Origin of the sequence: Mesorhizobium sp. M0227, assembly GCF_040321855.1 — a bacterium.
In the GTDB taxonomy this organism is placed as follows: domain Bacteria; phylum Pseudomonadota; class Alphaproteobacteria; order Rhizobiales; family Rhizobiaceae; genus Mesorhizobium.
On record NZ_JAMYSJ010000008.1, the window covers coordinates 147,835 to 173,366 of the forward strand.

23 protein-coding genes are annotated in these 25,532 nt (G+C 62.8%); 14 read left to right on the forward strand and 9 right to left on the reverse strand.

The genetic code is table 11. The features are described from left to right. Positions 1–45: 45 nt before the first annotated feature. The 4 genes from NKJ00_RS13755 to NKJ00_RS13770 all read left to right on the forward strand — a co-directional run bounded on the left by NKJ00_RS13755 (position 46) and on the right by NKJ00_RS13770 (position 6,976). Positions 46–1,050: an AAA family ATPase gene (locus tag NKJ00_RS13755; RefSeq protein ID WP_352440366.1), complete on the forward strand. Its 1,005-nt coding sequence runs from the start codon at positions 46–48 to the stop codon at positions 1,048–1,050. Beyond that, entirely contained in the window at positions 1,050–2,015 is a 966-nt protein-coding gene (locus NKJ00_RS13760) for a DUF58 domain-containing protein (protein ID WP_023809854.1), read from the forward strand. The genes NKJ00_RS13755 and NKJ00_RS13760 overlap by 1 nt, the downstream gene beginning before the upstream one ends. After that, a complete protein-coding gene (locus NKJ00_RS13765) occupies positions 2,012–4,834 on the forward strand; it encodes a DUF4159 domain-containing protein (RefSeq protein WP_352630055.1) in 2,823 nt (940 codons plus the stop codon). The genes NKJ00_RS13760 and NKJ00_RS13765 overlap by 4 nt, the downstream gene beginning before the upstream one ends. A gap of 63 nt (positions 4,835–4,897) precedes the next feature. Continuing rightward, entirely contained in the window at positions 4,898–6,976 is a 2,079-nt protein-coding gene (locus NKJ00_RS13770) for a hypothetical protein (RefSeq protein ID WP_352630057.1), read from the forward strand. A 2-nt stretch (positions 6,977–6,978) separates the two neighbouring features. Here the strand turns inward: NKJ00_RS13770 and clpS are convergent, their stop codons facing one another. The 4 genes from clpS to NKJ00_RS13790 form a co-directional block, all read right to left on the reverse strand. Further along, complete coding sequence (gene clpS / locus NKJ00_RS13775) at positions 6,979–7,284, reverse strand: ATP-dependent Clp protease adapter ClpS (protein WP_023809857.1); 306 nt, start codon at positions 7,282–7,284, stop codon at positions 6,979–6,981. Positions 7,285–7,411: 127 nt separating this feature from the next. Next, the gene (locus NKJ00_RS13780) at positions 7,412–7,777 is read right to left on the reverse strand and encodes a hypothetical protein (RefSeq protein WP_023809858.1); all 366 of its coding nucleotides are present in this window, start codon (positions 7,775–7,777) and stop codon (positions 7,412–7,414) included. A 215-nt stretch (positions 7,778–7,992) separates the two neighbouring features. Next, a complete protein-coding gene (locus NKJ00_RS13785) occupies positions 7,993–8,226 on the reverse strand; it encodes a hypothetical protein (RefSeq protein WP_352630060.1) in 234 nt (77 codons plus the stop codon). Positions 8,227–8,265: 39 nt separating this feature from the next. Further along, positions 8,266–8,568: a hypothetical protein gene (locus NKJ00_RS13790; protein ID WP_023809859.1), complete on the reverse strand. Its 303-nt coding sequence runs from the start codon at positions 8,566–8,568 to the stop codon at positions 8,266–8,268. A gap of 252 nt (positions 8,569–8,820) precedes the next feature. Here NKJ00_RS13790 and NKJ00_RS13795 point away from each other — a divergent pair, with 252 nt between their 5' ends. Together NKJ00_RS13795 and NKJ00_RS13800 are read left to right on the forward strand one after the other, a co-directional pair. Continuing rightward, positions 8,821–9,537, forward strand: a complete 717-nt coding sequence (locus NKJ00_RS13795) for a response regulator (RefSeq protein ID WP_013529960.1) — start codon at positions 8,821–8,823, stop codon at positions 9,535–9,537. Beyond that, a complete protein-coding gene (locus tag NKJ00_RS13800; protein WP_128303735.1) occupies positions 9,534–10,940 on the forward strand; it encodes an ATP-binding protein in 1,407 nt (468 codons plus the stop codon). Before NKJ00_RS13795 ends, NKJ00_RS13800 begins: the two co-directional genes overlap by 4 nt. Before the next feature lie 75 nt (positions 10,941–11,015). Here the strand turns inward: NKJ00_RS13800 and NKJ00_RS13805 are convergent, their stop codons facing one another. The 4 genes from NKJ00_RS13805 to NKJ00_RS13820 form a co-directional block, all read right to left on the reverse strand. Then, positions 11,016–11,597 (reverse strand): hypothetical protein, encoded by a 582-nt coding sequence (locus tag NKJ00_RS13805; RefSeq protein ID WP_128303734.1) that lies wholly within the window; start codon positions 11,595–11,597, stop codon positions 11,016–11,018. Between the two features lie 78 nt (positions 11,598–11,675). After that, positions 11,676–12,857, reverse strand: coding sequence for a choline ABC transporter ATP-binding protein (gene choV, locus NKJ00_RS13810; protein ID WP_128303733.1), 1,182 nt, complete (start codon positions 12,855–12,857; stop codon positions 11,676–11,678). After that, a complete protein-coding gene (gene choW / locus NKJ00_RS13815) occupies positions 12,854–13,708 on the reverse strand; it encodes a choline ABC transporter permease subunit (protein WP_127266555.1) in 855 nt (284 codons plus the stop codon). Before choW ends, choV begins: the two co-directional genes overlap by 4 nt. 123 nt (positions 13,709–13,831) lie before the next feature. Then, a complete protein-coding gene (locus NKJ00_RS13820; protein WP_023809863.1) occupies positions 13,832–14,767 on the reverse strand; it encodes a choline ABC transporter substrate-binding protein in 936 nt (311 codons plus the stop codon). A gap of 258 nt (positions 14,768–15,025) precedes the next feature. On the opposite strand from NKJ00_RS13820, the gene NKJ00_RS13825 reads away from it, so the two are divergent. Further along, the gene (locus NKJ00_RS13825) at positions 15,026–15,637 is read left to right on the forward strand and encodes a thymidine kinase (RefSeq protein WP_023809864.1); all 612 of its coding nucleotides are present in this window, start codon (positions 15,026–15,028) and stop codon (positions 15,635–15,637) included. 70 nt (positions 15,638–15,707) lie between these two features. On the opposite strand, the gene NKJ00_RS13830 is transcribed toward NKJ00_RS13825, so the two are convergent. Further along, entirely contained in the window at positions 15,708–16,604 is an 897-nt protein-coding gene (locus tag NKJ00_RS13830) for a DMT family transporter (RefSeq protein ID WP_128303731.1), read from the reverse strand. 101 nt (positions 16,605–16,705) lie between these two features. On the opposite strand from NKJ00_RS13830, the gene NKJ00_RS13835 reads away from it, so the two are divergent. The 7 genes from NKJ00_RS13835 (at position 16,706) to NKJ00_RS13865 (ending at position 25,295) form a co-directional block, all read left to right on the forward strand. Beyond that, positions 16,706–17,563, forward strand: coding sequence for a LysR substrate-binding domain-containing protein (locus NKJ00_RS13835; RefSeq protein WP_128303730.1), 858 nt, complete (start codon positions 16,706–16,708; stop codon positions 17,561–17,563). Between the two features lie 94 nt (positions 17,564–17,657). Continuing rightward, positions 17,658–18,047, forward strand: coding sequence for a c-type cytochrome (locus NKJ00_RS13840; RefSeq protein ID WP_352610496.1), 390 nt, complete (start codon positions 17,658–17,660; stop codon positions 18,045–18,047). 311 nt (positions 18,048–18,358) lie between these two features. Next, a complete protein-coding gene (locus NKJ00_RS13845) occupies positions 18,359–19,447 on the forward strand; it encodes a hypothetical protein (RefSeq protein WP_127266549.1) in 1,089 nt (362 codons plus the stop codon). Between the two features lie 31 nt (positions 19,448–19,478). Further along, positions 19,479–20,624 carry a hypothetical protein gene (locus tag NKJ00_RS13850; RefSeq protein ID WP_352610498.1) on the forward strand — a complete coding sequence of 382 codons (1,146 nt, stop codon included), beginning with the start codon at positions 19,479–19,481 and terminating at the stop codon, positions 20,622–20,624. Positions 20,625–20,648: 24 nt separating this feature from the next. After that, positions 20,649–22,559 (forward strand): AAA family ATPase, encoded by a 1,911-nt coding sequence (locus NKJ00_RS13855; protein WP_352630064.1) that lies wholly within the window; start codon positions 20,649–20,651, stop codon positions 22,557–22,559. Between the two features lie 195 nt (positions 22,560–22,754). Beyond that, positions 22,755–24,065 (forward strand): DUF6638 family protein, encoded by a 1,311-nt coding sequence (locus NKJ00_RS13860; RefSeq protein ID WP_352610501.1) that lies wholly within the window; start codon positions 22,755–22,757, stop codon positions 24,063–24,065. A 105-nt stretch (positions 24,066–24,170) separates the two neighbouring features. Next, on the forward strand, positions 24,171–25,295 hold the full coding sequence (locus tag NKJ00_RS13865) for a DUF2333 family protein (protein ID WP_352630066.1): 1,125 nt from the start codon (positions 24,171–24,173) through the stop codon (positions 25,293–25,295). The last annotated feature ends 237 nt before the right edge of the window (positions 25,296–25,532 follow it).

The following is a 25,532-nucleotide window of genomic DNA, read 5'->3' on the forward strand; positions in this document are numbered from 1 at the left end:
CCGTTGTTCCAGCCATGGTATTCCAACCACAAGGATCGATGCGGCATGAGCGTGATGGTCAAGGAAAGCCCGATCAGCGAAAAGGACATGATCGCCGAGGCCGAAAAGGCGCTTGCCGACATCTCCCGGATCCGCGACGGGGTCGGCCGGGTCATCTTCGGACAGGAAAGCGTCGTCGAGCGTACGCTGGTGGCGCTGCTGGCCGGTGGACATGCGCTTTTGGTCGGCGTGCCGGGCCTCGCCAAGACCAAGCTGGTCGAAACACTTGGCATCGTGCTCGGCCTCGATTCGCGTCGCATCCAGTTCACGCCGGACCTGATGCCGTCCGATATCCTCGGCTCCGAAGTGATGGAGCAGGACGAGACCGGCAAACGCTCCTTCCGCTTCATTCCCGGGCCGATCTTCGCCCAGTTGCTGATGGCCGACGAGATCAACCGCGCCTCGCCGCGCACCCAGTCGGCGCTGCTGCAGGCCATGCAGGAATACCACGTCACCATTGCCGGCGCCCGCCATGACCTGCCGGCCCCCTTCCATGTGCTGGCAACCCAGAACCCGCTGGAGCAGGAAGGCACCTATCCGTTGCCCGAGGCCCAGCTTGACCGCTTCCTGATGCAGGTGGATATCCTCTATCCCGAAATCGAGGCAGAGCGCCGCATCCTTCTGGAAACCACCGGCATCGAGGACGCGAAAGCGCAAAACGTGCTGCAGCCGGTGCGGCTGAAGGAGATCCAGACGCTGATCCGCCGCATGCCGGTGCCGGAAAGCGTCGTCGAAGCGATCCTGACGCTGGTGCGCTCGGCGCGTCCCGGCCAAGGCAACGCCGAAACCGACAAGAACGTCGCGTGGGGCCCCGGCCCTCGCGCCAGCCAGGCGCTGATGCTGTGCACAAGGGCGCGCGCGCTTTACGACGGACGGCTGGCGCCCTCGGTCGACGACGTGCGTGCGCTGGCCGAGCCGGTGCTGCAGCATCGCATGGCGCTGACCTTCGCCGCCCGCGCCGAAGGCACCAGCGTGCGTGACGTGGTGGCGAAACTCGTGAAAGGGATTTGATGCCGCGCATCGGCGAGGTCCAGGCTCCGGCAGCGACGCGTGACGCGCTCGCCCGTGGCCGGTTGCGGGCCTCGCTTGTGCCAGACCTGCTGGTTGAGGCGCGGCGCATCGTCAACACCGTGATCGCCGGCTGGCATGGCCGCCGCAAACGCGGCATCGGTGAGAATTTCTGGCAGTTCCGGCCCTATGTCGAGGGCGATTCCTCGCGCATCGACTGGCGCCGCTCGGCCCGCGACGACCACACCTATGTGCGCGACCGCGAATGGGAAGCCGCCCATACCGTTTGGCTGTGGGCCGACCCCTCGCCGTCGATGCTCTACAAATCGACCGGCGCCAGCGTTTCCAAGCAATCGCGCGCGCTGGTGCTGGCGCTGGCCATGGCCGAGCTGTTGTCGCGCAGCGGCGAGCGCATCGCCTGGCCGGGCCTCACCGATCCGTTCACCGCCCGCAACGGCGCCGAACGCATCGCCGCCCAGTTGATGCATGCCGGCGATTTGCCGGCAAAACCCGATTTGTCCGATATCAGGCGCTTCTGCGACATCGTCATCGTCAGCGATTTCCTCGATCCCGTCGAAGAGACGATGGCCTGGCTCGACGTGCTGGCCCGCCACGGCGTACGTGCCCACCTGATCGAGGTCGCCGACCCGGCCGAGGAGACCTTCCCCTATGCTGGCCGAACCGAGTTCACCGATCCCGAGACCGGCGACAAGCTGACCGCCGGCCGCGCCGAAATGCTGGGGGATGAGTATCGCCTGCTCTACGCCGCCCGACGCCACGAACTGGCAGCCTGGTGCAAACGGCTTGGCTGGAGCTTTACCGTCAACCACACCGATCGGCTGGCTTCCGACGCGCTGGTGCGGCTGCACATGGCGATGACCACTGATGGCCCCTCGGTCAGGCCGACCGCTGACGGTCGTGCCGGCACGATCGCCGGTGGCGATCGGCCAGGAAAGGCTGTCGCATGAGTTGGCTGCCGCTTTCCTTTGGCGCCCCCATGGTGCTGTGGGGCCTCCTGGCACTGCCGGTGATCTGGTGGCTGCTCAGGCTGACGCCGCCCAAGCCGCAGACCGAAATCTTCCCGCCGCTGAAGATCCTGGCCCGCGTGCTGAAGCGCGAGGAGACGCCGCAGCAGAGTCCGTGGTGGCTGACGCTGCTCAGGCTCTTGATGGCGGCCCTCATCGTCGCCGCATTGGCCGACCCGGTCTTCAATCCGCGCGAAAAGCTGCCGGCCGAGGGTGCAGCGCTTGCGCTCGTCATCGACAATGACTGGGCAAGTGCCGCCGACTGGGGCAAACGCGTCGCCACCGCCGAGCGGCTGATCAACGACGCCGGCTCCAACGGCGTGCCGGTCGTCATCGCCTTCACCGCCGAAAAGGCCAATGCCGAGATCGGGCCGTTCGATGCCGCCACCGCCCTTGACCGGCTGCGTGCCGCCAAGCCGCGGCCGATCCCGACCGACCGGCCCGCCGTCTATGCCCGCGTCGCCGGCGTGCTGGAGACCTTGCCCGGGGCCAGTGTCGCCGTGCTTGCCGACGGCCTGGCGGCAAAAGGCGATGAAGCCGCCTTCAACACACTTTTGTCGAAAAATGCCACCCGTGTCGTCTGGGCAACCGCAGACAGGCTGTCGCTGACCGGCCTGACCACCGCCGACAACCAGGTCGACGGCTTTGCACTGACCGCCATCCGCGCGCCGGGCGACCCTGCCCCGGCTCAGGTCACCGCCGGCGCCTTCGATGACAAGGGCCGCCGCATCGCCGATGCTACGCTGACCTTTTCGCCTGGCGAAACCACCGCCACCGGCACCATGGCGGTGCCGTTCGAGCTGCGCAACGACTTCGCATCCATCGCGCTCGACGGCGAGCGGCAGGCCGGTGCGGTCCGCGTGCTCGACGAAAGCTCCAAGCGGCGGCGCGTCGGTCTATTGTCGCAGGCCGAGGCCGACCAGGCACAGCCGCTTTTGTCGCCGCTCTACTACATCAGGCGGGCGCTGCAGCCATTCGCCGATCTGGTCGAACCCTCCAGCGCCGATCTTGCCGACGCCATCCCGCAGATCCTCGACCAGAAGCCCGCGATGATCGTCATGGCAGATATCGGCACCATTCCCGGACAAGTCCGGCAGAGGCTTGTCGATTGGGTCGACAATGGCGGCACGCTGGTGCGTTTCGCCGGTTCGCGGCTGGCTACTGCGGGCGATGACGACGATCTGCTGCCGGTCCGCCTTCGCACCGGCGAGCGTTCGCTCGGCGGCGCGCTATCATGGACGTCGCCGCAGCCTGTCACCGAATTCCCCAAGGCCGGCCCGTTCGCCGATCTGGCGCCCCCGACCGAGGTCACCGTCAGCAGGCAGGTGCTGGCCGAGCCGACACCCGATATCGTCGAGCGCACCTGGGCGGCCCTTGCCGACGGCACGCCGTTGGTCACCGGACTGAAGAAAGGCAAGGGCACGCTGGTGCTGTTCCACGTCACCCCTGAGGCAACCTGGTCGAACCTGCCGATCTCTGGCAGCTTCGTCGAGATGCTGCGCCGCATCGTGCAGCTGTCGCGCAACCAGGGCGCGGCCATCGCCAATGCCGAAGCCGCCGCGGCGTCGCTGGCGCCCTATCGCATGATTGCAGCCGACGGCTCGCTGGTGCCGCCGACGCCGGACGCGCGGCCGCTTGTACCGGGCGCCGGCGCGCTGCCGGTGACTTTTGAAAACCCGCCCGGTCTCTATGGTTCCGAGACAGGTGTATTTGCCCATAATTTGCTTGAAGCCGACAGCACGCTGGCTCCGCTGGCGCGCCCGCAAATCACTGTTCCCATCACCTCGATCCAGTATGCCTTTGACGAATCGCGCAATTTGAAAGGCGCGCTGGTCGCGGCCGCCCTGGTGCTGATGCTGCTTGATACGCTGGCGGTGTTCTGGATGGGCGGCCTGTTTTCACGCCGGCCGCGTCGCGCCGGTGCCGTGGCAACCACCGCCGCGGTCCTTATTGCGCTGGGTAGCCTGTTCGGTCATGCCGACCTTGCCCGCGCCGACGACGCCAAGTCAGGTGATGAGGTTGCCATCGAGGCGATTTCGAAGACCCGCATCGCCTATGTGCTGACGGGCGTGCCGGGCGACGATTCGATCAGCCGCGCCGGGCTCGAGGGCCTGACCCGCTTCCTGGTCGAAAAGACGGCACTAGAACCGGGCGCGCCGGCCGGCGTCGACATCTCAAGGGACGAGCTGTCGTTCTATCCCTTGATCTATTGGCCGATCGATCCGGCCGCCCCAATGCCGAGCCAGGCCGCCATCGCCCGCATCGACGCCTATATGCAGCAGGGCGGCACGGTGCTGTTCGATACCCGCGACCAGTTCGCCAACGGCATCGGCGCCGATTCGACCAGTCCGGCGACGGAGCGGCTACGCGACATCCTGGGCAACCTCAACGTGCCGCCGCTGGAGCCGGTGCCGTCCGACCACGTGCTGACCAAATCCTTCTTCATCCTGCCCGAATTCCCCGGCCGCTTCGCCGGCAGCCCACTGTGGGTCGAGGCGTCGCTCGACGCCAGCAATGCCGAGAACCGGCCGGTGCGCACCGGCGACGGCGTCTCGCCGATCATGATCACCGCCAATGATTTCGCCGGCGCCTGGGCGGTCGACGAGAATGGCGATCCGCTGCTGCCGACCGTACCGGCAGACCCGATGCAGCGCATTTACGCGCTGCGTGCCGGCGTCAACATCATGATGTACATGCTGACCGGCAACTACAAATCCGACCAGGTGCACGTGCCCATCCTGCTCGAACGGCTGGGGCAGTAAGATGAGTTTGTTTGGTGCCCTCCGGTCTCGGATAAACCCTCCCCACAAAGGGGAGGGTAAGGAATGAACTGGTCGATCTCCTTCGAACCGCTGATCTCCTGGCCCCTGCTGGCCTTGGCGCTAGTGCCGCTGGCGCTGCTGGCGCTTGTCGGCCTGTGGTTTCGCCAGCGCGGCTCGGTCTTCCGCTTCATCGCCCTTCTGGCGCTCGCCGCCGCTTTGTTCAACCCGGTGTTCCTCAACGAGGAGCGCGAGCCGCTGAAAAGCGTTGTCGCCCTCGTCGTCGACCGCAGCCAGAGCCAGGACATTGGCGACCGCACTAAGCAGACCGACGAGGCGCTGGCCGGGCTGCAGCAGCGACTTGGCCGCTTCAAGCAGTTCGACGTGCGCCTCGTCGAGGCCGGCAAATCCGAGGCCGCCGAGGAGCGCACCGAGACACGGCTGTTCGGTGCGCTTGAAGGCGCCTTCCGCGACGTGCCGCCGTCACGCATCGGCGGCGCCATCATGATCACCGATGGCGAGGTCCATGACGCCCCCCCGGCCGCGCCCGATTTCAACGCCCCGCTGCATGCCCTGATCACCGGCAACGACCACGAAAAGGACCGCCGCATCCGCTTCGAGAACGCGCCGCGCTTCGGCCTTGTCGGCAAGCCGCTCGACATGACCTATCGCGTCATCTCGACCGAAAACGAGACCGGCCCGGTCGATGTGCGCGTCTCGGTCAATGGCGAACAGGTCGCCGTCGAGCACGCCACCGTTGGCCAGGCGATGCCGCTGCAGGTGACCATTCCGGGCGCCGGGCGCAACATCGTCGAACTCGCCATCGACCGCGAACCGGGCGAACTGACCGACACCAACAACCGCGCCATCGCGCTCATAGACGGCATTCGCGAGAATCTGCGCGTGCTGCTCGTCTCCGGCGAGCCGCATGCCGGCGAACGCACCTGGCGCAACCTGCTGAAATCAGACGCCTCGGTCGATCTCGTCCATTTCACCATCCTGCGGCCGCCGGAAAAGCAGGACGGCACGCCGATCAACGAATTGTCGCTGATCGCCTTCCCGACCCGCGAACTGTTCGTCGAGAAGATCAAGGATTTCGACCTCATCATTTTCGACCGCTACCAGCACCGCGACGTGCTGCCGATCCTCTATTACGACTACATCTCCGAATATGTCGAAAAGGGCGGCGCGCTGCTGATCGCGGCCGGCCCCGAATATGCCGGCGAAAGCTCGATCGCGCGCACGCCGCTGATGTCCGCCCTGCCGGCGATGCCGACCGGCGAGGTGGTCGACAAGGCCTTCTATCCGCGCCTCACCGAACTCGGCCAGCGCCATCCGGTGACGCGTGGGCTGGATGGCTCTGCTAGCGAGCCGCCGCACTGGAGCCGCTGGTTCCGCACCATCGGCGTGCAGAATCCCGAAGGCGCAGTGGTGATGAAGGGCGCCGACAACCGGCCGCTGCTGTTGCTCGACCGCAAGGGCGAAGGCCGCGTCGGCATGCTGCTGTCCGATCAGGGCTGGCTGTGGGCGCGCGGCTTCGAGGGCGGCGGCCCGCATGTCCAGCTCTACCGGCGCATCGCCCACTGGCTGATGAAGGAGCCTGAACTCGAGGAAGAGCGGCTGACCGCCGACGGCCGTGGCATGGTGCTGGAAATCCGCCGCCAGACGATGGCCGACGATCCCGGCCCCGCGCAGATCATCACCCCGTCCGGCAAGACCTTGACCGTCAAGCTCGATAAATCCGAGCCCGGGGTCTTCCTCGGCAGCGTCGAGACCAGCGAGATCGGCCTCTATCAGGTCGCCAATGGCGACCTCACCGCGCTCGCCCATGTCGGGCCGGTCAACGCACCGGAATTCGCCGACGTCATTTCCACCGAAAGCCGGCTGAAGGCGCCGGCTGAAGCCACCGGCGGCAGCGTGCGCCGGCTGGCGTCGTCCACAGCCCTTGGCAGCGACGTGACGCTGCCCTCCATCGTGCCGGTGCGCTCGGCTGGCGCCGCGTCCGGCAACGACTGGATCGGACTGCGCACCACGGACGACAGCGTGCTCAAGGCCGTCTCGCGCGTGCCGCTGTTCGGCGGCTTCCTCGGCCTCGGCCTGCTGCTTCTGGCAATGGGTTCGATGTGGTACCGCGAAGGACGGTAGGGCTACTCTTCCGGCTCCGTCGTGAACATCAGCGGATAGCCCTTGGCCTTGCCGGCATCGGTGGCACGCGTCGCCTTGGTCTCGGCGACATCCCTGGTGAACACGGCGACGACGCAGACGCCACGCCGATGCGCGGTGATCATCACCCGATGCGCCTGGTCTTCGCTGAGTTTGAACTCGCCCTTCAGCACCGTCACCACGAACTCGCGCGGCGTGAAATCGTCGTTGATGAGGATGACCTTGTAGAGCTTTGGCCGTTCGACCTGCGGCTTGACCTGGACGCGCGGTTTTGTGGTGATTTCAGGCATTGGAACCGACCATTTGCGTAAGCGACCTTCGCCATTCTGGCACCAGCGAAAGCAGCCGTCTATTTTGATCAACGCCGCAAGCCGGGCGCGGCTATTCACACCTATGTGGGAAAGTGTCGTTTGCCGTTCAACGGCCCTGGCGACCGAACATCCGACGGCTTGGAATCTGCCGCGCGGTCGTGGCGGACGGCATATCGGGGCGAAAGCGGTTTCCACCGGCATCCGCCCGGCGTTCCAGCCAGGTCGCGATCGGCCACGCGGCGACGCAGATCAGCGTCGCGCCGGTCAGCACGACCAGCAGCCAGGTCTGTGCCGGCGTGATGTAGTCCCAGCTGGTGGAAATCGCCGGCGCGAACAGCGAAGGCTCGGTGCGTCCGGTGGCCGGATCGGGCACCGGGCTGGCGGTGAACAGGATCAGCACCCTGGCGACGCCGGTGGCAACCAGGCCGCCGATCACCATCGAGCGCAAAATGGACGAAAGCCGCTTCTTCATGCGGATTGTCCTACACGGTCGGCGTTGCAAACGGGTTAAGTGTCAGTCGAGGCGGAAGCTGCCGGTGCCAGACTTCGTCAAGATCAGTTGAACCCATCGACCCGCTTCATCGCCAACGTCAGGGCTTCAGCGGTTCGGACAGGAAGAAGGCCGCTCCAGCCGAAACCAGCTGGAGCGGCCTTGGTCAACAGGCCGGCATTTTGCGCCGGACCTTATTAGGTCTTCGGGGCGTCCTTCTTGACGGCCTTCTCGGCAGCCTTCTTGTGCTTCTTGACGGTCTTCTTGACGACCTTCTTCGGAGCAGCCTTGGCCGGAGCGGCAGTCGCCGGAGCGGTGGTCGTCGAAGCAGCCGGAGCAGCGGTCGTGGTGGCGGCGGCGTTGCCGAGAGCCGGCATCGCGACGGCGAGAGCGACGGCGAGACCGGTTGCGGAGAGGATGGACTTTTTCATGGCTTCGTTTCCTTTTTATGCGGGCCAAGTTTCGGAGTGTTACTGAACCGGGTCGTTCGGCGTCACTCCAAGCAGCTTCAAAGCACTGGCGAGCATCCGGATGCCCTGCGCCTGTTTCTTGGCGGCGCAGTACCGGTTGCCCTTTCTCTGAAGTGCCTTTGCCGCGGTGACCTGCGTTGCCGTGGCATGGGTTTCGAGGGCTTCATCAAATTGGTGGCTAAGATTGGCGCACCGTTCGCTCCGGGTTGTGAGCGTCACCTTTGCGTCCGATTGTCCGACAGCGGCAGTGACCAGGCAGAAGCCCAGCAACGCACCCAACAAACTGATCGACAACCTTGGCATCGGTTTATCCGTAAACCCGGAGACTAGCGTCGCAGCCGATGACCTGACCGCCACGAGATCAGTTATGCCCTTGAAATTTTTCAGGAGTTTTTCTGAACTGTAGAATTTTGTTTCTGGATTGTGTCTGAGAAAGCCGGTGTGAACCCGTCATAGCCACTGGCCAACATATGGCCTGAATTCTATCGTGTGGGTTGCGACAGAAGGGCTTGGCAATCAAAGACAGAAGGGCTTGGCAACAATGACAGGGCTGCTGTGAAATCCGACGCACACATACTGATCGTCGACGACGACAAGGGTATCCGCGACCTGCTGCAGGAATTCTTCCAGAAACGGGGCCTGCACACCTCGGTTGCCGCCGACGGCATCGAGATGGAGACCATCCTGCGGCGCGTCCAGGTGGACCTCATCGTCCTCGACGTGATGCTGCCCGGCAAGAGCGGGCTGGAGCTGTGCCGCGACCTGCGCGCCCAGTATTCGACGCCGATCATCATGCTGACCGCCGTCACCGAGACGACCGACCGCGTCGTCGGCCTGGAAATGGGCGCCGACGACTATGTGCCCAAACCCTTCGACCCGCGCGAGCTTTTGGCGCGTATCCGCGCCGTGCTCAGGCGCAATGGCGCCGCCGAGCCGAAGCGCGCCACCACCAAGCAGATCTACCGCTTCGCCGGCTGGACGATGGATTGTGCTCGGCGCCGGCTGATCGCACCCGACGATGTCAGGGTCGAACTGACCATGGCCGAATTCAATCTGCTGCAGACCTTCGTCAAGAGCGCGCAGCGCGTGCTGACTCGCGACCAGCTCATCGAACTGTCCGGCGGCGACAGCGACTATTCCTTCGACCGCAGCATCGACATCCTGGTCAGCCGGTTGCGGCGCAAGATGGAAGACGACCCCAAAACGCCCAAGCTGATCCTGACCGTGCGCAGCGGCGGCTACCAGTTCCTGCCCGAGACGACCTCCGAATGAGACGTTTCCTGCCGCAGACCTTGCCTGTCTGGGTGCTGCTGATCGTCATTGCCGGCCTGCTGATCAGCCAGGTCGCGACCCTTTACATCGTATCGCGCGACCGCGCCGCCGCCAACGACGTCGTCGACCTGTACCGGCTCAACGACCGTGCCTTCTCGCTGGTGCAGCTCATGCATGACGCCAGTCCGGACGAGCGCAAGGCGACGGCGAGCGGCCTGTTCAATTCAACCTATGCGCTCACCGTTTCGGACACGCCGGCGGTCACTTCGTCGATCGCCGGTGACGACGAACTGGCCGAACTCGAAGACATCCTCGTCGGCAGGCTGTCGAAATTCGGCATCACCGATGCACGCGTACGCCGCGATCCGGCGACGCGCGAGGCCGATGACGCGGACGGCACGGCCCCGGGACCCGACATCGGCCAGGTCGAGCGCGACCTTCTGGTATTGGCCGCCGACTTCGCCCAGAGCGACAAGCTGACGGCCTCGCTGCGCTTCGCCGACGGCCAATGGCTGAACTTCACCGAGCCGATCACGCCGGTCGGCCCGATCCTGAGCTTCGACAGCCTGCCGCTCTATTCGCTGATCGCAGGGCTGGTGGTGATCATGTCGATCTGGTCGCTGCGCCGACTGACGGCGCCCTACCGGATGATGGAAACCGCCGTGAACCGGATCGGCAAGGATCTGAAGAGCCCACCGATCGCTGAGAGCGGCAGCCGCGAAGTGCGAGCCGCCGCCAAGGCGATCAACGCCATGCAGGCAAGGTTGCGCGAATATGTCGAAGACCGCGAACATCTGGCGGCGGCACTGGCGCATGATCTGCGCACGCCGATGACCAGGATGCGCCTGCGCCTGGAGCTGTTGCGCAAATCGGCGGTCCGCGAGGCATTGGCGCACGACCTCGCCGATGTCGAGGGCATCGCCAGCTCGGTGATCGACTTCGCCACCTTCGAAGTGACCGAGGAAAAGAACGAACGCATCGATTTCTGGTCGCTCGTGGAATCGATCGCCGACGGCTATGACGACGTGTCGTTCGACGACGAGACCCGTTCGCGCGGGCTGATCTGCATGGCGCGGCCGGTGGCGCTCAAGCGCTGCGTCACCAATCTGGTGCAGAACGCGGTCACCTACGGCAAGAAGGCGCATCTTTCGCTGCGCCGGTCGGAGAACATGATCCTGCTCACCATCCGCGATGAAGGGCCGGGCATACCGCAGGCACAGATCGATGCCGTGTTCGGCTCGTTCGTGCGCCTCGAACAATCGCGCAACCGCCAGACCGGCGGTCTGGGCCTCGGCCTGACCATTGCCCGCAACATCGCGCGCGCCGCCGGTGGCGAGATCCGCCTGTCCAACAACCCGGGCGGCGGCCTGCTGACCCAACTGCGCCTGCCGCTGGCGGCATAAGGCTGCCACAATATGACAGGGCAGTTTCGTTAGCCGGTTCTTCGTCGGTCTGCTCTCAACTTCAACCAGCATAGGTCAACGAGCGGTGGATGGGCTGGTTGCGTATTTCAGTACGCCGTCCTTGCGTCGAAATATGCGAAGTTGCATCTCGCGCCAACGCGTCATCACCTTTTCCTCGAAGCGATCTCGTCTAAATTTAACGCAATGAATGTCCTCGATCATGAAGACATCGTCCTTGGATGCGACTGCCTCCAAGAACCGGGGAGACCGAACGGCCAGATTGACCTCGTTCTCACGCGAAGTTTGACCGATCAATTGGTAAAAGGTGAACATTGCATAGCAATAATTGTCGAATGTCTCGAACTCTGAAAAGTCTGCAACGCGACAGTCGTCCAAGGTCATTAAAGGGTAGCTGTACGGACTGCGCCTGTTCGGGTCTTGCCTAATGTGCGGCAGCTGGAGGGTCTTGGTGGCGCCGACCTCCTCCAGCACCGAGGTACTCCACTCCCAGCAGCTGATGTAACTGTGAAAGAAGGCTTCGCGCACCACACTATGTTCGTCTGGCAGCCACTCGTTGTGCTCTCGCTCGGCGTCGATTAGCCGGTAAACGTCGAATAGAAACTCGTATATGAGTGCAGCCACCGTCGCGTTTCGCATTCCTCAACCTCAATTATGCGACCCGGCTGTTCCCTCGAAAACAATAAACCGCCCTATGGGCTGAATTGACGGCGAAGGTTACCGCCGCAGCACCGCGCTCAGCACGTCGCGGATGCCGATGGCGCCGACGAAGCGCGACTGGTCGTCGAACAGCGCCACGGGAGCGGTCTGCGAACGGTGCATGGCCAGCATCACGGTTTTCAGCGAGGTGCCCGGATTGGCCCAGAACACTTGCGCGGCTTCTTCGGATTGGCCTTCGACTTCGGCGCACGACACCCAGACCGCCGGTTTGCCATCGCGTTCGGCCGCCGCCACCAGCCCGTGATCATCGATCTTGAAGCGCGTCGTCTTGCGGCGGTCGAGCCACACCCAGCCATCCTTGCCGTGCTCCAGATCGCGACGGTCGCGCATCACGTTCCAGGCGGTCAGCACCGACAGCGGGTTCACATTGGCGATGAAGTCGCGGACATAGTCGTTGGCGGGCCGCAGCACGATGTCCTCCGGCGCGCCGGTTTGCACAATGCGCCCACCCTCCATGATGGTGATGTGGGAACCGATCTTCAGCGCCTCCTCGAGGTCGTGGCTGACGAAGATGATGGTCTTCTTCAATTCGGCCTGCAGCTGCAACAATTCGTCCTGCAGCTTGGTGCGGATCAGCGGGTCGAGCGCCGAGAACGGCTCGTCCATCAGCAGGATCGGCGCCTCGGTGGCGAAGGCCCGCGCCAGGCCGACGCGCTGCTGCATGCCGCCCGACAGCTCATGCGCGTATTTCTTCGACCACTGGTCGAGATTGACCAGCTTGAGCTGGCGTTGCACGCGCTCCTTGCGCTCGGCTTCCGGTACGCCGGCGAGTTCGAGGCCGAGACCGACATTCTCCTCCACCGTGCGCCAGGGCAAAAGGCCGAACTGCTGGAACACCATCGCCACCTGTTTCTGGCGCAGGCGCCGCAGGGTCGCCTCGTCGCAGGTGACGACGTCGACGGTTTTATCGCCATCCTTGACCAGCACCTGGCCGCGCGACACCACGTTGAGCCGGTTGACCGCCCGCAGCAATGTCGACTTGCCCGAACCGGAGAGACCCATCAGCACGGAGATTTCGCCCTCGTTCACGGTCAGGCTGGCGCCGGCGCAACCCAGTACATTGCCGGTCTTTTCGAGGATCTCGGCGCGGCTGGCTCCGGCGTCGATCATTTTCAGCGATCCGGCCTGGTCGGCGCCGAAGACGATATCGACGTTCCGGAAATCGACGGCGACGGTCATTTCTTGCCTCCAACGGCGATGCGGGTCATCCGGTCGAGCACGATGGCCAAAACGACGATGGCGAGGCCCGCCTCGAGCCCGAGGTCGATCTTGCGCGAACCCAGCGCCCGGTTGATTTCGGTGCCGAGGCCGCCCGCGCCGATCAGTGCGGCAAACACCACCATCGACAGCGACAGCATGATGCACTGCGTCAGACCGGCCATGATGGTGGGCAGCGCCGAGGGCAGCTCCACCTTCCACAGCAACTGGCTCTTGGTGGCGCCGAACGCCTCGCCGGCCTCGACGATCGACTTCGGCACCGAGACGACGCCGAGATGCGTGAGACGAACCGCGGTCGGGATGACGAAGATGATGGTGACGATGAGGCCGGGCGCATTGCCGAGGCCGAACAGCGTCAGCACCGGGATGAGGTATACGAAGGTCGGCAGCGTCTGCATCAAATCGAGCACCGGCAGCATGACGCGATAGACCTTCGGCTTGTGCGCCGCCCAGATACCGAGTGGCACACCGATGGCCATCGAGGCGGCGGCGGCGGCAACCACCAGCACCAGTGTCTCTACCGTCTGCTTCCAGAGGTTCTGGTTGAGGATGAACAGCAACCCGAGAAAGACAGCCACCGCCAAGCCTCTCGATCGCTGCAGATAATAGGCAAGCAGTGCAATCAGCGCGATGAGAAGGACCGGCGGTACCAGCAGCAGCGTGTCGACCACTCCATCGAGCAGGAAATTCAAGCCGCCGGAGAGGCCGCGGAAGAAGGTGTTGAAATTGTCGGTAAGGAAGGTGAAGAACGCTTTGCCCCACTCGCCTATGGGGATTTTATAACTGACAAAGAATTTTGAAATCGGATCCATCTTGCCCCTCTTTGGCAGTCGCCGTCCTTGCCGGACGGTCATCTTGTCACAGGATATGAAAAAGGGCAGCCCTTTCTACAGTGACTGCCCTTCTTGATCGGTCACGCCGAACGCAAGACCTGCTCAGCTTCCGAGCGCAGTCTTCACGGCTGCAGCGGCGTCGCCGCCATCGAAAGTGGTCACGCCGGCAATCCACGGAGCAACCGCGTCCGGATGCTTCTTGAGCCAGTCGGTCGCAGCCGTATTGGCATCGGCGCCCTTGAGGATCGCGTCCATTATCTCGCCTTCCATGTCGAGATTGAACTTCAGGTTGGCGATGAATTTGCCGGCATTCGGGCACTCGGTGGTGTAACCCTTGCGCACATTGGTATGCACGGTGGCTGCGCCAAAGCCGCTGTCGCCCATGCCATCGAGATAGGTGATCTTCATGGCACCCATCACCGGATGCGGCGTCCAACCGAGGAACGCGATCCACTCATTGCTCTTGATCGACTGCTCGGCCTGCGTGAGCATGCCAGCCTCCGAGGATTCGACCAGCTCGAAGCCTTCGAGATTGTCCTTCGGGTTCTTGATCATGTCGAGGATGATGCGGTTACCATCATTGCCGGCCTCGATGCCGTAGATCTTGCCGTCGAACTTGTCCTTGAACTTGCCGAGGTCGGTCAGCGTCTTGACGCCGGCGTCCGCGACATAGGTCGGCACGACGATACCGTAGCCGGCGCCACTGAGGTTTTCGCTGATGGTCTCGACCGAACCGTCGGCGGTGTAGTCCTTGATGTCGTTGGTCATCGACGGCATCCAGTTGCCGAGGAAGACATCAAGATCCTTGTTCTTCAGCGACGCCATGGTCACCGGCACCGACAGCTGGATCGTCTGCGGTTCGTAGCCGAGCGCGGTGAGCAGTACCGATGCGACGCCGGTCGTCGCCTGGATGTCGGTCCAGCCGACATCGGAAAGACGCACCGCCTTGCAGCTCGCCGGATCGCCGGCAAAGGCAGCGCTGGTGGACAAAAAAGCCGCCAGGCCGAGGCCGGCGACGAAAGAGTTCATACGCGACATAGACAGTCTCCCATTGTGATTCTTTGGCGAAGCGTAGCTACGGTTTCTATGCCCGCCTTGTTTCGTCAGCCAAACACCATTCTGGTGTGGTTTCAAGCATTAAGACAATCACGATCAACGGCGCGGGCTGGCCAATCAGCGACACATCAGGCGCTTTTGCCATGCCGGACGGTTTTTTCGAAGACGGGCGGGCTTTTTCAGGGGAATGCGGGCGACCGCCCCTCCCCGTATCAGGGCAAGTCGGCTTAAAAGAGCGGCATGGCCAAGCTTTACTTCCACTACGCGACTATGAACGCCGGCAAGACGACGATGCTCTTGCAGGCCTCTTACAATTATCGCGAGCGCGGCATGGGCACGATGCTGTTCGTCGCCGGCCACTACCGCAAGGGCGACACCGGCCTGATCTCGTCGCGCATCGGCCTGGAGACGGAAGCCGAGATGTTCCGCGATGGCGACGATCTGTTCACCCGCGTCGCCGATCATCACGCGCATACGTCAGTGCATTGCGTCTTCGTCGACGAGGCGCAGTTCCTCGAGGAGGAGCAGGTCTGGCAGCTCGCCCGCATCGCCGACCGGCTGAATATCCCGGTCATGTGCTACGGCCTGCGCACCGATTTCCAGGGCAAGCTGTTTTCCGGCTCGCGCGCGCTGCTGGCCATCGCCGACGATTTGCGCGAAGTGCGTACAATCTGCCGCTGCGGCCGCAAGGCGACGATGGTCGTGCGCCTCGGCCCCGATGGCAAAGTGGCGCGCCTGGGCGAGCAGGTGGCGATCGGCAAGGACGTCTATGTCTCGCTCTGCCGCCGTCATTGGGAAGAAGAAATGGGCCGCGCCGCGCCCGACGACTTCATCGGCTTTATCAAGGGCTGACTCTGTCTCTTGGTTTTTGGAGCAATTCCCAGGGGGAGCGCTATGTGCTTTTCTTGGAATTGCACCGGGCTCATACGGTCGAGACACGCCACTTCGGAAACCGCCAACCCAGCCGCACACCCAGCGTCGCCACTGCAATCAGCGCCATGCCGGCAGCCTGCGCCGGTCCGAGCGGATGCCCATAGATCGCCCAGTCGACGATGATGGCGACGACGGGATAGATGAAGGTGATGACGCCGATCACCGGTGTCGTCAGGCGCGGAAAGGCCGAATTCATCAACACGTAGGCGATGCCAGTGTGCAGCACGCCGATGCCGAGCAGCCAGCCCCATGACGCAGGCGCAATATGTTGGCCGATGCCGGCGAACGGGGCGAGCATGACGACCCCAACCAGTGTTTGGCAGAGTACCGTAATTTCGGCGCGCTGCTGACCAAGGCCCTTGGCGAGGATCGTTGTAACGGCGTAGAGCATTGCGCCGCCCAGCGTCAGCGCAATGCCCGGCGCCCAGTTGGCATCGTCGTGGCCGTGCGCGAAGACGAGGCCGCTGGCCAGCACGACGCCGAGAAACGCACCGAGCATCCACAGCAGTTGGTCGAGCGAGATGCGCTCCTTGAGGAAGACGACACCGATCAGGACCACGAAGAACGGCTGGATATGGTAGATAATCGTCGTCGTGGCGATCGATGTCATGGCGAAGCCGGCGAAGAAGGCCGTCCAGCTCAGCACCATGCACACGCCGGCAAGTGCTGCAAGGGCAAGCCGAGACGGCGACAGCGTCCGATCCGGCAGATAGCCGCGCAACAGGCACCATAAGAAAAGGAATATCGCGCCGAACACACATCGCCAGAAGACGACGGCAACGGGATGCAGCCCCGATTCCGTGGCGAAGGCGCCGACCGTACCGGCGATCACCATTGCCAGAGCAAGGCTCGCGGCCGGAAAGCGGGCTGTCGAGGCGTCCGTCATGTGGTGGTTTCCCAGCGATCCCAGCAACCATCTGGTCACTGGCGCCACCTTCAAACAAGCGAATAGATTTGTGATGACCTATTCGATATACTGATAGCACCATGGCCGCGCCACTCGATCTCAATCTGCTGAAAACCTTTGTCGCCGTCGTCGAGAGCGGCAGCCTTTCCAATGCAGCACCCAGGGTCGGCCGCAGCCAGTCGGCGGTCAGCATGCAGATGCAGCGGCTGGAGGAGATGGTCGGCAACCAGCTTCTGGTGCGTGGTCCCAGAACCGTCACTCCCAATGCGATCGGCGAGGATTTCCTGATCTATGCGCGCCGGTTGCTGAAACTGTCGGATGAAGCCTGGGCAAGCGTCACCCGGCCTAAGGAAACAGGCAGCGTCCGCTTGGGGGTGCCCGACGATTATGCCGCCTTCCTCCTGCCGCCCGTGCTCTCACGCTTCGCGGCGGAGCATCCCCTGGTGACGGTGGAGTTGATCTGCGAACAGTCGACCGCGCTGGTGAAGACGCTGGCGGAGGGGCGGCTGGATCTGGCGATCATCACCCGCTTGCCGGAGCAGCCGCTTGAGGTGATCCGGCTGGAACGCTTCGTCTGGGTCGCCTCATCAAACCATGTCGCCTGGGAGACCGATCCGCTTCCGGTCGCCTTGTTCGAACCGGGCTGCGCCGCCAGGATGAATGTTCTGCAGGCGCTTGGCGATGCCGACCGCTCCTATCGCTGTACCTATTCAAGCGCCTCTCTGCTTGGCCTGATCGCCGTCGTCCAGGCCGGGCTCGCGGTGGCTGGCCTCGCCCTGCGCAGCGTACCACCGTCGCTGCGCATCGTCGGCGGCAATGAAGGGCTTCCGGTGCTGCCGGACCTCGAAATCGGCATCCTTCGCAACCCGCTGTCGACGACCCAGGCGGTCGAGCGGCTGAATGATTTCCTGCGCCGCGATCTGGCACAACAGGCCTGACTCGCGGGCCTGTCTTCCGCAATCCCGCCGCGATGCAGCGTTTGTTAAAGCCTCGGTACTATAAGGCCGCCAGCCAGAACTCTCCGGAGGCAGCATGTTTCGAGCCGCTTCGTCCGCCAGCATCCTTCTCCTTGCCAGCTCGCTTGTGGCCCATGCCGGCGGCGACCCGGCCCTGGGCAAGAAGGCCTTCAACCGGTGCATGGCCTGCCATGAAGCAGCCACCGACCGCGACAAGGTCGGTCCGCATCTGCTGGGCGTCGTTGGTCGCACCGCCGGAAGTGCGGAGAGTTTTCTTGGCCGCTATTCCGAGGCGATGAAGAGTGCCGGCGCCGCCGGCCTGGTCTGGGATGAAGCCAATCTCGCCGAGTATCTCAGAGCACCCAAGCTGAAAGTGCCCGGCAACAAGATGGCGTTTGCCGGCCTGGCCAAAGACGACGACATCGCCAACGTCATTGCTTATCTGAAGGCCGATCCCAAGCCCTGATCCGCTGTTCGTCAGCTCTGTAAAGCCGGCTTTCTCCTCGCATATCGCGGCCGCGATTGCTTCGGCGGTTTGCCCAATACAAAGGCATCCGTGCGCCTTCGCCTTGCAGCATGAAAGTTCAATGACAGCTGAACTATGGCTGGTCGGCAAGCTAATCACGCTAAGCCCACGCCTTCACTGGTTTTCAAGACCCTGACGAATTTTTTTGTTTTCACGCCGCCCTTATCTTCACGTCTTTCAATCCCCTGATGCCCCACATATATTCGCCGCTGTTCGCGACCAGCGACGTCATGCCGAAGCGGGAGGCCCCAATGGCGACATTGCAGAATTTCGACGCCGAAATTGCCAAGACCAAGCAGGTCGTGCAGGACATGCGCTCCAAGATCGAGCAATCCGGCACCATGCTTGATACGCTTGCCACATCAGACAAGAAGATCGGCGACGCAAATTTCGACCTCGAGAACGCCCGCATCGAGGATGTGCTGAAGCAGCAGAAGGTGATGGAAGGCAACATTGCCGACCTGATCATCGGGCTGGAGGACGCCACCAACGTCTTCGGCGCCGAGTTCGAGAGCATGAAGAACTACACCGGCTGGGAAAAATTCATTGGCATCTTCTCCAGCCAGAGCAAGCAGCGCATGCGCACCGACCGCGTTCGCAACATGTCGCTGGCCGGCAATCTGCAGGAACTGCTGGTCAAATCCGACACCATCGTCGGCATATTGAAGGCGCAGAAAGAGGTTCTCGACCAACGCTACAAGACCTCGGAAACCAGCCTGTCTCAGGTTATCGAGCGCCGCAAGACCACCATGACCAATCTCGAAGCCGTGCAGAAGCGCATCGAGGAGCTCAACCCGATGCTGCTCGACATCGAAAACAAGATCGCCGCTTCGACCAGCCAGAAAGACCGCACGCAGCTCGAAGGCGAACGCTCCAAGCTGGCGACGGAATACAACGAAAAGCAGGCCAAGGAGCAGGAGCTGCTGGCCGAGAGCCAGACGCTCGAGCGTTACACCTCGATGTTCCAGACCTTCGTCGATTCGCTCAACAACCAGATCGCCGCGCAATCGACGCTGATCAACAAGCTGACCATCGATACCGAGCAGCGCATCGTGCTCTACAAAGCGCTGGAAGATTCGCTGAAGACCGCCGCCCAGCAGGACGTCGCCCACAAGATCAACACGCTGGGCAGCCAGGTCGACAACACCGCCGAGGAAACCATGGCCGGCATCGGTGCTGCTTCGCAAAAGCACATCGGCGACCTGCTCGAGATGCACGAGAAGAACATGGTCGCTACCGCCGACATCCAGCGCCGCAAGAAGCTGGCCGACGATGCCTTTGCCCGCCGCTTCGACGAGGTGCTGAAGAAGCACAATTCGGCGAACTACGTGCAGTCTTAGGAGTGACAGGACTGCCCGCGAGCGCACAGGCATGACCCCCGAAAACGAAACGGCGGCACGGTATTTTTCCGCCATCACGGCCGCACTCAGCGGCCTTGAAGTGTTCATGCGCGACGATCGCTCGCCGCTCTACCGGCATGGCATCGTCGCCAAGATCGTCGCCGAACACATCGCCAGGCTCGACAAGTCGTTTTCCTGCTGGCGCAACCGGCTCGGCTTCATGGACACATTCCACATTTCGCGCGCCGAAAGCGGATTTCCGGTGTTCCAGAACTTGCTCGAACTGGAAAACGACCGACGCCAGGCCGACGCGCGGCTTGCCAACATTCCGCTCGCCGGCGAGTTGCGCGAGGAAATGGCCGACTTCATCCTGCGCCACAAGGAATTCCCCGCGGCGCTGCAGAAGTCGATAGCCGAGCGGCTTTATCTCGAGGACGTGAAAAGCGAGAACACGTTCGGCCCGTTCACCTTGGCGCAAACGGCCAAGGTCTCGGTCAATCCGAAGACGGGGCGGCCTTATTATCTCGTCCACTGGGCGACGTTCGACGGCAGCGCCAACCTGCCGCTAGTCTACATGGTGACAGTGGAGGATTCGTCCGAAACGATGATTCGCCAGCTTGTCGATAGAAACGGCAAGCTGAACGAGACGATTGACATTCCGCTGCCGGTCGATGGCCTGCTCAATCCCGAGCTTGCCCACCGTTTCGACGATTTCACCGAGAAGAACTCCGCCTACACGCTGTCGCCGGCGACCATCGCGGTCAATCTCGACAAGGATTTCGAGCCGCTGCACCCCAAGCAGCTGCGCCGCGTCGTGCTCGGCCCGTTCTATTCGGCTGGCATTACCGACAACAATTCGACGGTGACCGAGGTACTCGCCAAGGTGCGCAAGCCCGAAAATGCCTGGCTGCTGACCTGGACCATCCAGGAGGTCTATTCCAAGGCCGAGAAGCCCGGCCGCAAGGGCCTGTTTTCCAGCGAGAAGACGACCCAGGAATTCTTCATCAACACCGACGATCTGGAAGCCGCGCGCCAGGGCGTGTCGAGCTATGAAAACCACGCGCTGATCCCGCACGAGGCCTATCAGGCGCTCTACGCCGCCGGCGAGGCACAGAAGATCTTTGCCGGCTACAAGGTTCACATCCTGTCCAACGGACAGGTCATCTCAGACGTCTGACCGTCACACCACGGAGCACCCTTCATGGATACCGGCCTGACCACCATCCCGGAAGCCGCCATCGAGAAGCACCGCGCTACCGCGCAGAGCTTCATCACCCGTGTCGTCGTGCTGGAGGACCCGTCTAGCTCCTCCGGCACAGCACTTGCCGGCACCAACCGCCGCTTCGTTTCGACCGTCTCGGTCGGTTCGGTGCGCCGCACGCGCGAGGTCGAGCTGTCGAAGACCGTCGGCGCCGTTCATCCCGATGATCAGCTGCTGACCATCCCGCAGCACACGCTCCTGTTTCGCGCCCGGCGCGGCACGGCGATCGCGCTGGCAATATCGGACGTCTTTGCCGAGGGCTCGGACCTTGAAAGTCTGCAGGCCAAGAACACCCGCGCGCCGCTCGAAGGCGACGAGGCGTCTACCTTCAAGAAGCTTCTGTCGGCCTCGGCTTACATTTCGGCCTTCAGCCTCGCCTCCTACCTGTTCCAGCTGATCGACAGCGACGGCGAGGCGCCCAACGACAGTCCCGAACCGGACTTCCTGTTCGACACGCCGCAGGATGCGGTGAAGTCGATCCTGGCCGGCCTCGACAAGGCGATCTCGGGATCGTCCGACGACGCCGACCTGATGACAAGGGCGCGTGCCTTCGCCCGCGTCGCCATCGACGGGCTTCTGGCCCGCAAGGGCCGCTTCGACGGCATCGGCCCGTTCGAGAGCGCGCATATCCGTATCGATGCCGACGATTTCACCCTCGATGGTTTCGACGTCGCGCCGGGCAAGCGTTCAAAACCGCTGGTGATGACATTCAAGAAGCCGGAAGAGGTCGTCGGCAATCACATCGCCAAATACCAGTCGGTCAAGCTCGCCAAGATGCTGATGGCCTACGACTTCGAGCGCGAACTCAATCCGTTCGTCGAACTCGGCGGCTTCCTGTTCACCTTCATCGGCGACGGCGCCCCCGGCACCGGCAAGACGACCCTGATCCAGATGATCGCCGGCCTCGTCAACGGCTACTGCCAGGTCGCCGGCTATCCCTTCGCCTACGAGAATTTCGGCGTCGACCAGATCTCGTCCTATCAGGGCAAATCAGGCCAGAACTGCCGCCAGTTCATCAACAATGTGCTGAACCCGCGCGTCATCGGATTCGGCACCATCGACGACATCGACCAGGTGGCGGCGCGCCGCTCAGACGACCGCGCCTCGGCCGGCCAGCAGGAAATCACCGGCGTGTTGATGGATGCCTTCGCCGGTGCCGCGACCGTGGTGCGCGGCAATTGCTCGTTCGGCATGTTCTCCAACTATCCCGAAAATGTCGACGACGCGCTGCGCCAGCGCGCCGGCGCCCGCTGGCTGGTCGACGGGCCGCAGAGCCGCAACGACTACATCGATATTTTTGTCCTGCTGGCGGGAAAAAACCACAAGATCCCGCTCGGCGACCACGATCTCTACGCCGCGCAGGAAATCCAGCGCGCCGTGACCGAAGCCTATGAGGGGCACGAGAAGCCGCAAGAAGACGGGCTGATGAAGGTCTACGAGCGCTACATGAAGGAGAACGGCGCGCCGAAAACGATGGCCGACATCGGCACCTATCTGCACCTGATCAAGGATGCCGAGCCCCGCTTCACCGGCCGCGCCATCAAAAACGTCACCGACGCCATCAAGATGCGCGCCATGGACATCGAGCTTCCCGACGACTGGTTCGAGAAGCCGGAAGTCTTCATGCGCAAGGGTTATGACGAGAAGAAAGCGATGATCGAGGAACTGCGCGGCCCCTTTTCGATGGACATGGTCATGCAGGAGATCAACCGCTACGCCGACTCGGAGTTCCGCTATTCCGACAAGTCCGACGACTCCGCCGTACAAAAGCTGCTGCGCGACGCCCGCCTGCGCGAACGGGCCGCGCGCGAGATGGAGGAGATGATGAAGAAGGGGCTGTGGAATGCGTGAGTGCGCGCCTACCCCCCTCTGGCCTGCCGGCCATCTCCCCCTCAAGGGGGGAGATCGACTTTCACCATCGCTTTTGCCAATCTTCGACCTATCTGGAGAAGCGACACGGACGACGCTGCCAATCTCCCCCCTTGAGGGGGAGATTGCCGGCAGGCCAGAGGGGGGTGCTGGCACGCTCCTCGGGAGCGATGCACCTTGACCACAAAACCCGCCAAGAAACCCGATCTCCTGCGCGACAACGAGCTGATCTATGGCCGGCTGCTGACGGTCGACGAGCCGCATTTGATCCAGCGCTACAACAAGGCGCTCGCCGCATTCGGCTTGAAGCCGACCAAACTAAAGAGCTTGCAGATCGACCGCACCGGCTTCTCGCCTGAAGTGGCCGAGGAATGCGATGATTATGACTATCTCGATCCCAACGAGGTCAACCGCCGCTTCATCATCCTGACGCCGTCGCAGATCGACCTGCCGGTGGTGCACACCGCCTTCTCCAACACCTCGCAACTGATGTTCGAGTTCATGTCCAGGAACCGGCGCGCCATCGATGCGCTGACGATCAAGGACGTCATCTACGGCGAGATCGAGGATTCCATTCCGAAGGTCAACGACATCGAGGATTTGCTGTCGATCAGCCAGGTCGAATTCAAGGTGCTGTCGGCCGAGGATGTGCTGGGCAAGGCCGCCGAACTCGGCAAGCTCGTGGACCGGCTGAAGCAGGAGCCCGATGCCTGGCGCGACAGCGCCATGCTGAACCGGATGGTGGAGCTTGCCAAGATCTGCGGCGACATCCGCGAGAACGCGCTGGTGCCCGACCAGGTGATCTTCCGCCACAATGCCTACTGGACCAGTCACTTCGGCGGTCTCTACGTGTTCGTCGACCCTGATATAACGACGGTGATCAGCGATCCGGCCGCCCCCGGTTTCCGCCGCTCGCGGCCGTGGCAGGTCAGCTATCTCTCGATCAACGACGCCGACAAGGTGTTCAAGTTCCTCGCCACCACCGGCCGCATCGAGCTGCCGCGTGCCTCCTGGGTGGAGACCTCGGGCTATCTCGAGCACCGCGCCGAGATGGTGGTGCGCGCGCTGATCCGCGATGCCGAGCCGAACCGCAATTTGACCGATGTCGACAAGGTCTGGCTGCAGACCTGGATCCAGAGCCATGCCGACCTGATCACCAGAGACGGCAATTTTCCGTTCCTCAACGCCGCCAAGCGCGAGATCGCCCAACTCGGCCACCTCAAGATCGAGGATGTCTTCCCGCAGCAACGTTTCCTTGTCATCCGCGCCAAGCCTGACCACCCCGACGCCTGGCTGACCAACCGGCTGATCTCGGATTTCGTACCGTCGGACTTCGTTTCGCGCTACATCTTCAACAAGGACGGCTTTTATGAGGACTATGGCGGCTTCAGCGACGCGTGGCGATCGCATGTTGTGGACGTTCTCAAAACCACATATTTGAAGGACAAGGTGGCGTTTCGCACACGCCTCTACGGCCTGACTGACTAGAACGAAATGAATCGTTATGTCGTTCTAACTTCTTGTTTTGGCGCATGATGTTATCCAAAAAGCCTGCAACTTTTTGGCGTCATGCTTTGAGGGGGTGACACAGCCATGCTCGATCCGATCGTGAATTTCTTCACCCGCATTTTCCAGTGGATTGGCCGCGGCATCGGCCTGTTGATCGGCGTCATCCTGTGGCCGTTCCTGTGGGCCGGGCGCTGGTACACGCAGCGCGGCTGGATCCTCAAGGCGGCGGTCGGCCTCGCCCTGCTGGTGCTGATCGGCCTCTACGCCAATTTCTTCTACGCCACCCAATGGTGGAACAATTTCAACCCGAACTATCCCGACACCTACACGTTCGAGAAGCGCAATGTCTCCGCCGGCGAACAGGTCTCCGCCGGCGCCGGCACCGACACCGCCAAGACCTGCGGCAACTCCGGCATTGCCCAGATCGCCGCCGACCTGACCGACTACAACGTCAACCAGAATGCCTGGATCTCGTCGATGATCCTCTACAAGCTTGGCCTGTTCGGCATCGACTGGGACAACACGCCGTGGATGGACAACAAGGCCTCCTTCCAGCGCGGCATCAACCAGGCGGTGCGGCGCACCGCGACCGAACTCGCTGACAATCTCGGCCGCGTCCGCACCACCTCGCAGATCGACAGCGATCTGCAGAATGCCCGCGGCAACCTGCAGTTCGACGAGGAGACCTGGTATTTCGGCCTGAACCCGTTCGGCCCCAAGACGCCGACACCGAGCTACTATCGCGACGCTGTGCGCATGCTGCGTTCCTTCAACGCTCGCCTTGCTACCTGCCAGGCGACATTCGACGCCCGCGCCGACAATCTGAAACAGTATATCGACCGCATCTCGTCCGACATCGGCTCGACCTCGGCGATCCTCAAGGAACGCGCCGAGAACCACAACAATGGCTGGTTCGACTTCCGCGCCGACGACCGCTACTGGTTCGCCTATGGCCAGCTCTATGGCTATTACGGCCTGATGAAGGGCGCCCAGGCCGACTTCGAGGACGTCATCAAGGAAAAGCATCTGCAGAACCTGTGGGACACAATGGACTCGCAGTTCGTTTCGGCGCTGAAGATCCAGCCTTTCATCATCGCCAATGGCCGCGAGGATGGCTGGCTGTTGCCGACGCATCTGACGACGATGGGCTTCTATGTGCTCAGGGTGCGCTCCAACATGGTCGAAATCAGCAACGTTCTGACGCAGTAGCGCTGTTCCATTAGGGACCAGGCGATGGCGAATTTGCGCCGTCGCCTCTGTCGCATTCCGTGCATTGTGCGGCTGTTTTGAGACGGCGGCGCGGCGTGTCCTCTGGCTTCTATACGGCGCGGCAACGGAGCCAGGAAGAACCGATGACAGGTCGGCCGGTCCGCAGAGGAATTTTCTCTATAGGAAACATAGTTGCATGAAAGTTGACGCCGCGGCAGCGACAGGGTTAGAACATGC

Excerpts from the sequence above, each read along its gene's own strand:
- NKJ00_RS13825 (WP_023809864.1), top strand. The coding sequence starts at position 15,026 with ATGGCCAAGCTTTACTTCCACTACGCGACTATGAACGCCGGCAAGACG.
- NKJ00_RS13865 (WP_352630066.1), top strand. The coding sequence starts at position 24,171 with ATGCTCGATCCGATCGTGAATTTCTTCACCCGCATTTTCCAGTGGATT.
- NKJ00_RS13760 (WP_023809854.1), top strand. The coding sequence starts at position 1,050 with ATGCCGCGCATCGGCGAGGTCCAGGCTCCGGCAGCGACGCGTGACGCG.
- NKJ00_RS13830 (WP_128303731.1), bottom strand. The coding sequence starts at position 16,604 with ATGACGGACGCCTCGACAGCCCGCTTTCCGGCCGCGAGCCTTGCTCTG.
- NKJ00_RS13765 (WP_352630055.1), top strand. The coding sequence starts at position 2,012 with ATGAGTTGGCTGCCGCTTTCCTTTGGCGCCCCCATGGTGCTGTGGGGC.
- NKJ00_RS13805 (WP_128303734.1), bottom strand. The coding sequence starts at position 11,597 with ATGCGAAACGCGACGGTGGCTGCACTCATATACGAGTTTCTATTCGAC.
- NKJ00_RS13800 (WP_128303735.1), top strand. The coding sequence starts at position 9,534 with ATGAGACGTTTCCTGCCGCAGACCTTGCCTGTCTGGGTGCTGCTGATC.
- NKJ00_RS13770 (WP_352630057.1), top strand. The coding sequence starts at position 4,898 with ATGAACTGGTCGATCTCCTTCGAACCGCTGATCTCCTGGCCCCTGCTG.
- choV (WP_128303733.1), bottom strand. The coding sequence starts at position 12,857 with ATGACCGTCGCCGTCGATTTCCGGAACGTCGATATCGTCTTCGGCGCC.
- NKJ00_RS13780 (WP_023809858.1), bottom strand. The coding sequence starts at position 7,777 with ATGAAGAAGCGGCTTTCGTCCATTTTGCGCTCGATGGTGATCGGCGGC.
- NKJ00_RS13785 (WP_352630060.1), bottom strand. The coding sequence starts at position 8,226 with ATGAAAAAGTCCATCCTCTCCGCAACCGGTCTCGCCGTCGCTCTCGCC.
- NKJ00_RS13755 (WP_352440366.1), top strand. The coding sequence starts at position 46 with ATGAGCGTGATGGTCAAGGAAAGCCCGATCAGCGAAAAGGACATGATC.
- NKJ00_RS13820 (WP_023809863.1), bottom strand. The coding sequence starts at position 14,767 with ATGTCGCGTATGAACTCTTTCGTCGCCGGCCTCGGCCTGGCGGCTTTT.
- NKJ00_RS13835 (WP_128303730.1), top strand. The coding sequence starts at position 16,706 with ATGGCCGCGCCACTCGATCTCAATCTGCTGAAAACCTTTGTCGCCGTC.
- NKJ00_RS13855 (WP_352630064.1), top strand. The coding sequence starts at position 20,649 with ATGGATACCGGCCTGACCACCATCCCGGAAGCCGCCATCGAGAAGCAC.
- clpS (WP_023809857.1), bottom strand. The coding sequence starts at position 7,284 with ATGCCTGAAATCACCACAAAACCGCGCGTCCAGGTCAAGCCGCAGGTC.
- choW (WP_127266555.1), bottom strand. The coding sequence starts at position 13,708 with ATGGATCCGATTTCAAAATTCTTTGTCAGTTATAAAATCCCCATAGGC.
- NKJ00_RS13840 (WP_352610496.1), top strand. The coding sequence starts at position 17,658 with ATGTTTCGAGCCGCTTCGTCCGCCAGCATCCTTCTCCTTGCCAGCTCG.
- NKJ00_RS13845 (WP_127266549.1), top strand. The coding sequence starts at position 18,359 with ATGGCGACATTGCAGAATTTCGACGCCGAAATTGCCAAGACCAAGCAG.
- NKJ00_RS13790 (WP_023809859.1), bottom strand. The coding sequence starts at position 8,568 with ATGCCAAGGTTGTCGATCAGTTTGTTGGGTGCGTTGCTGGGCTTCTGC.
- NKJ00_RS13850 (WP_352610498.1), top strand. The coding sequence starts at position 19,479 with ATGACCCCCGAAAACGAAACGGCGGCACGGTATTTTTCCGCCATCACG.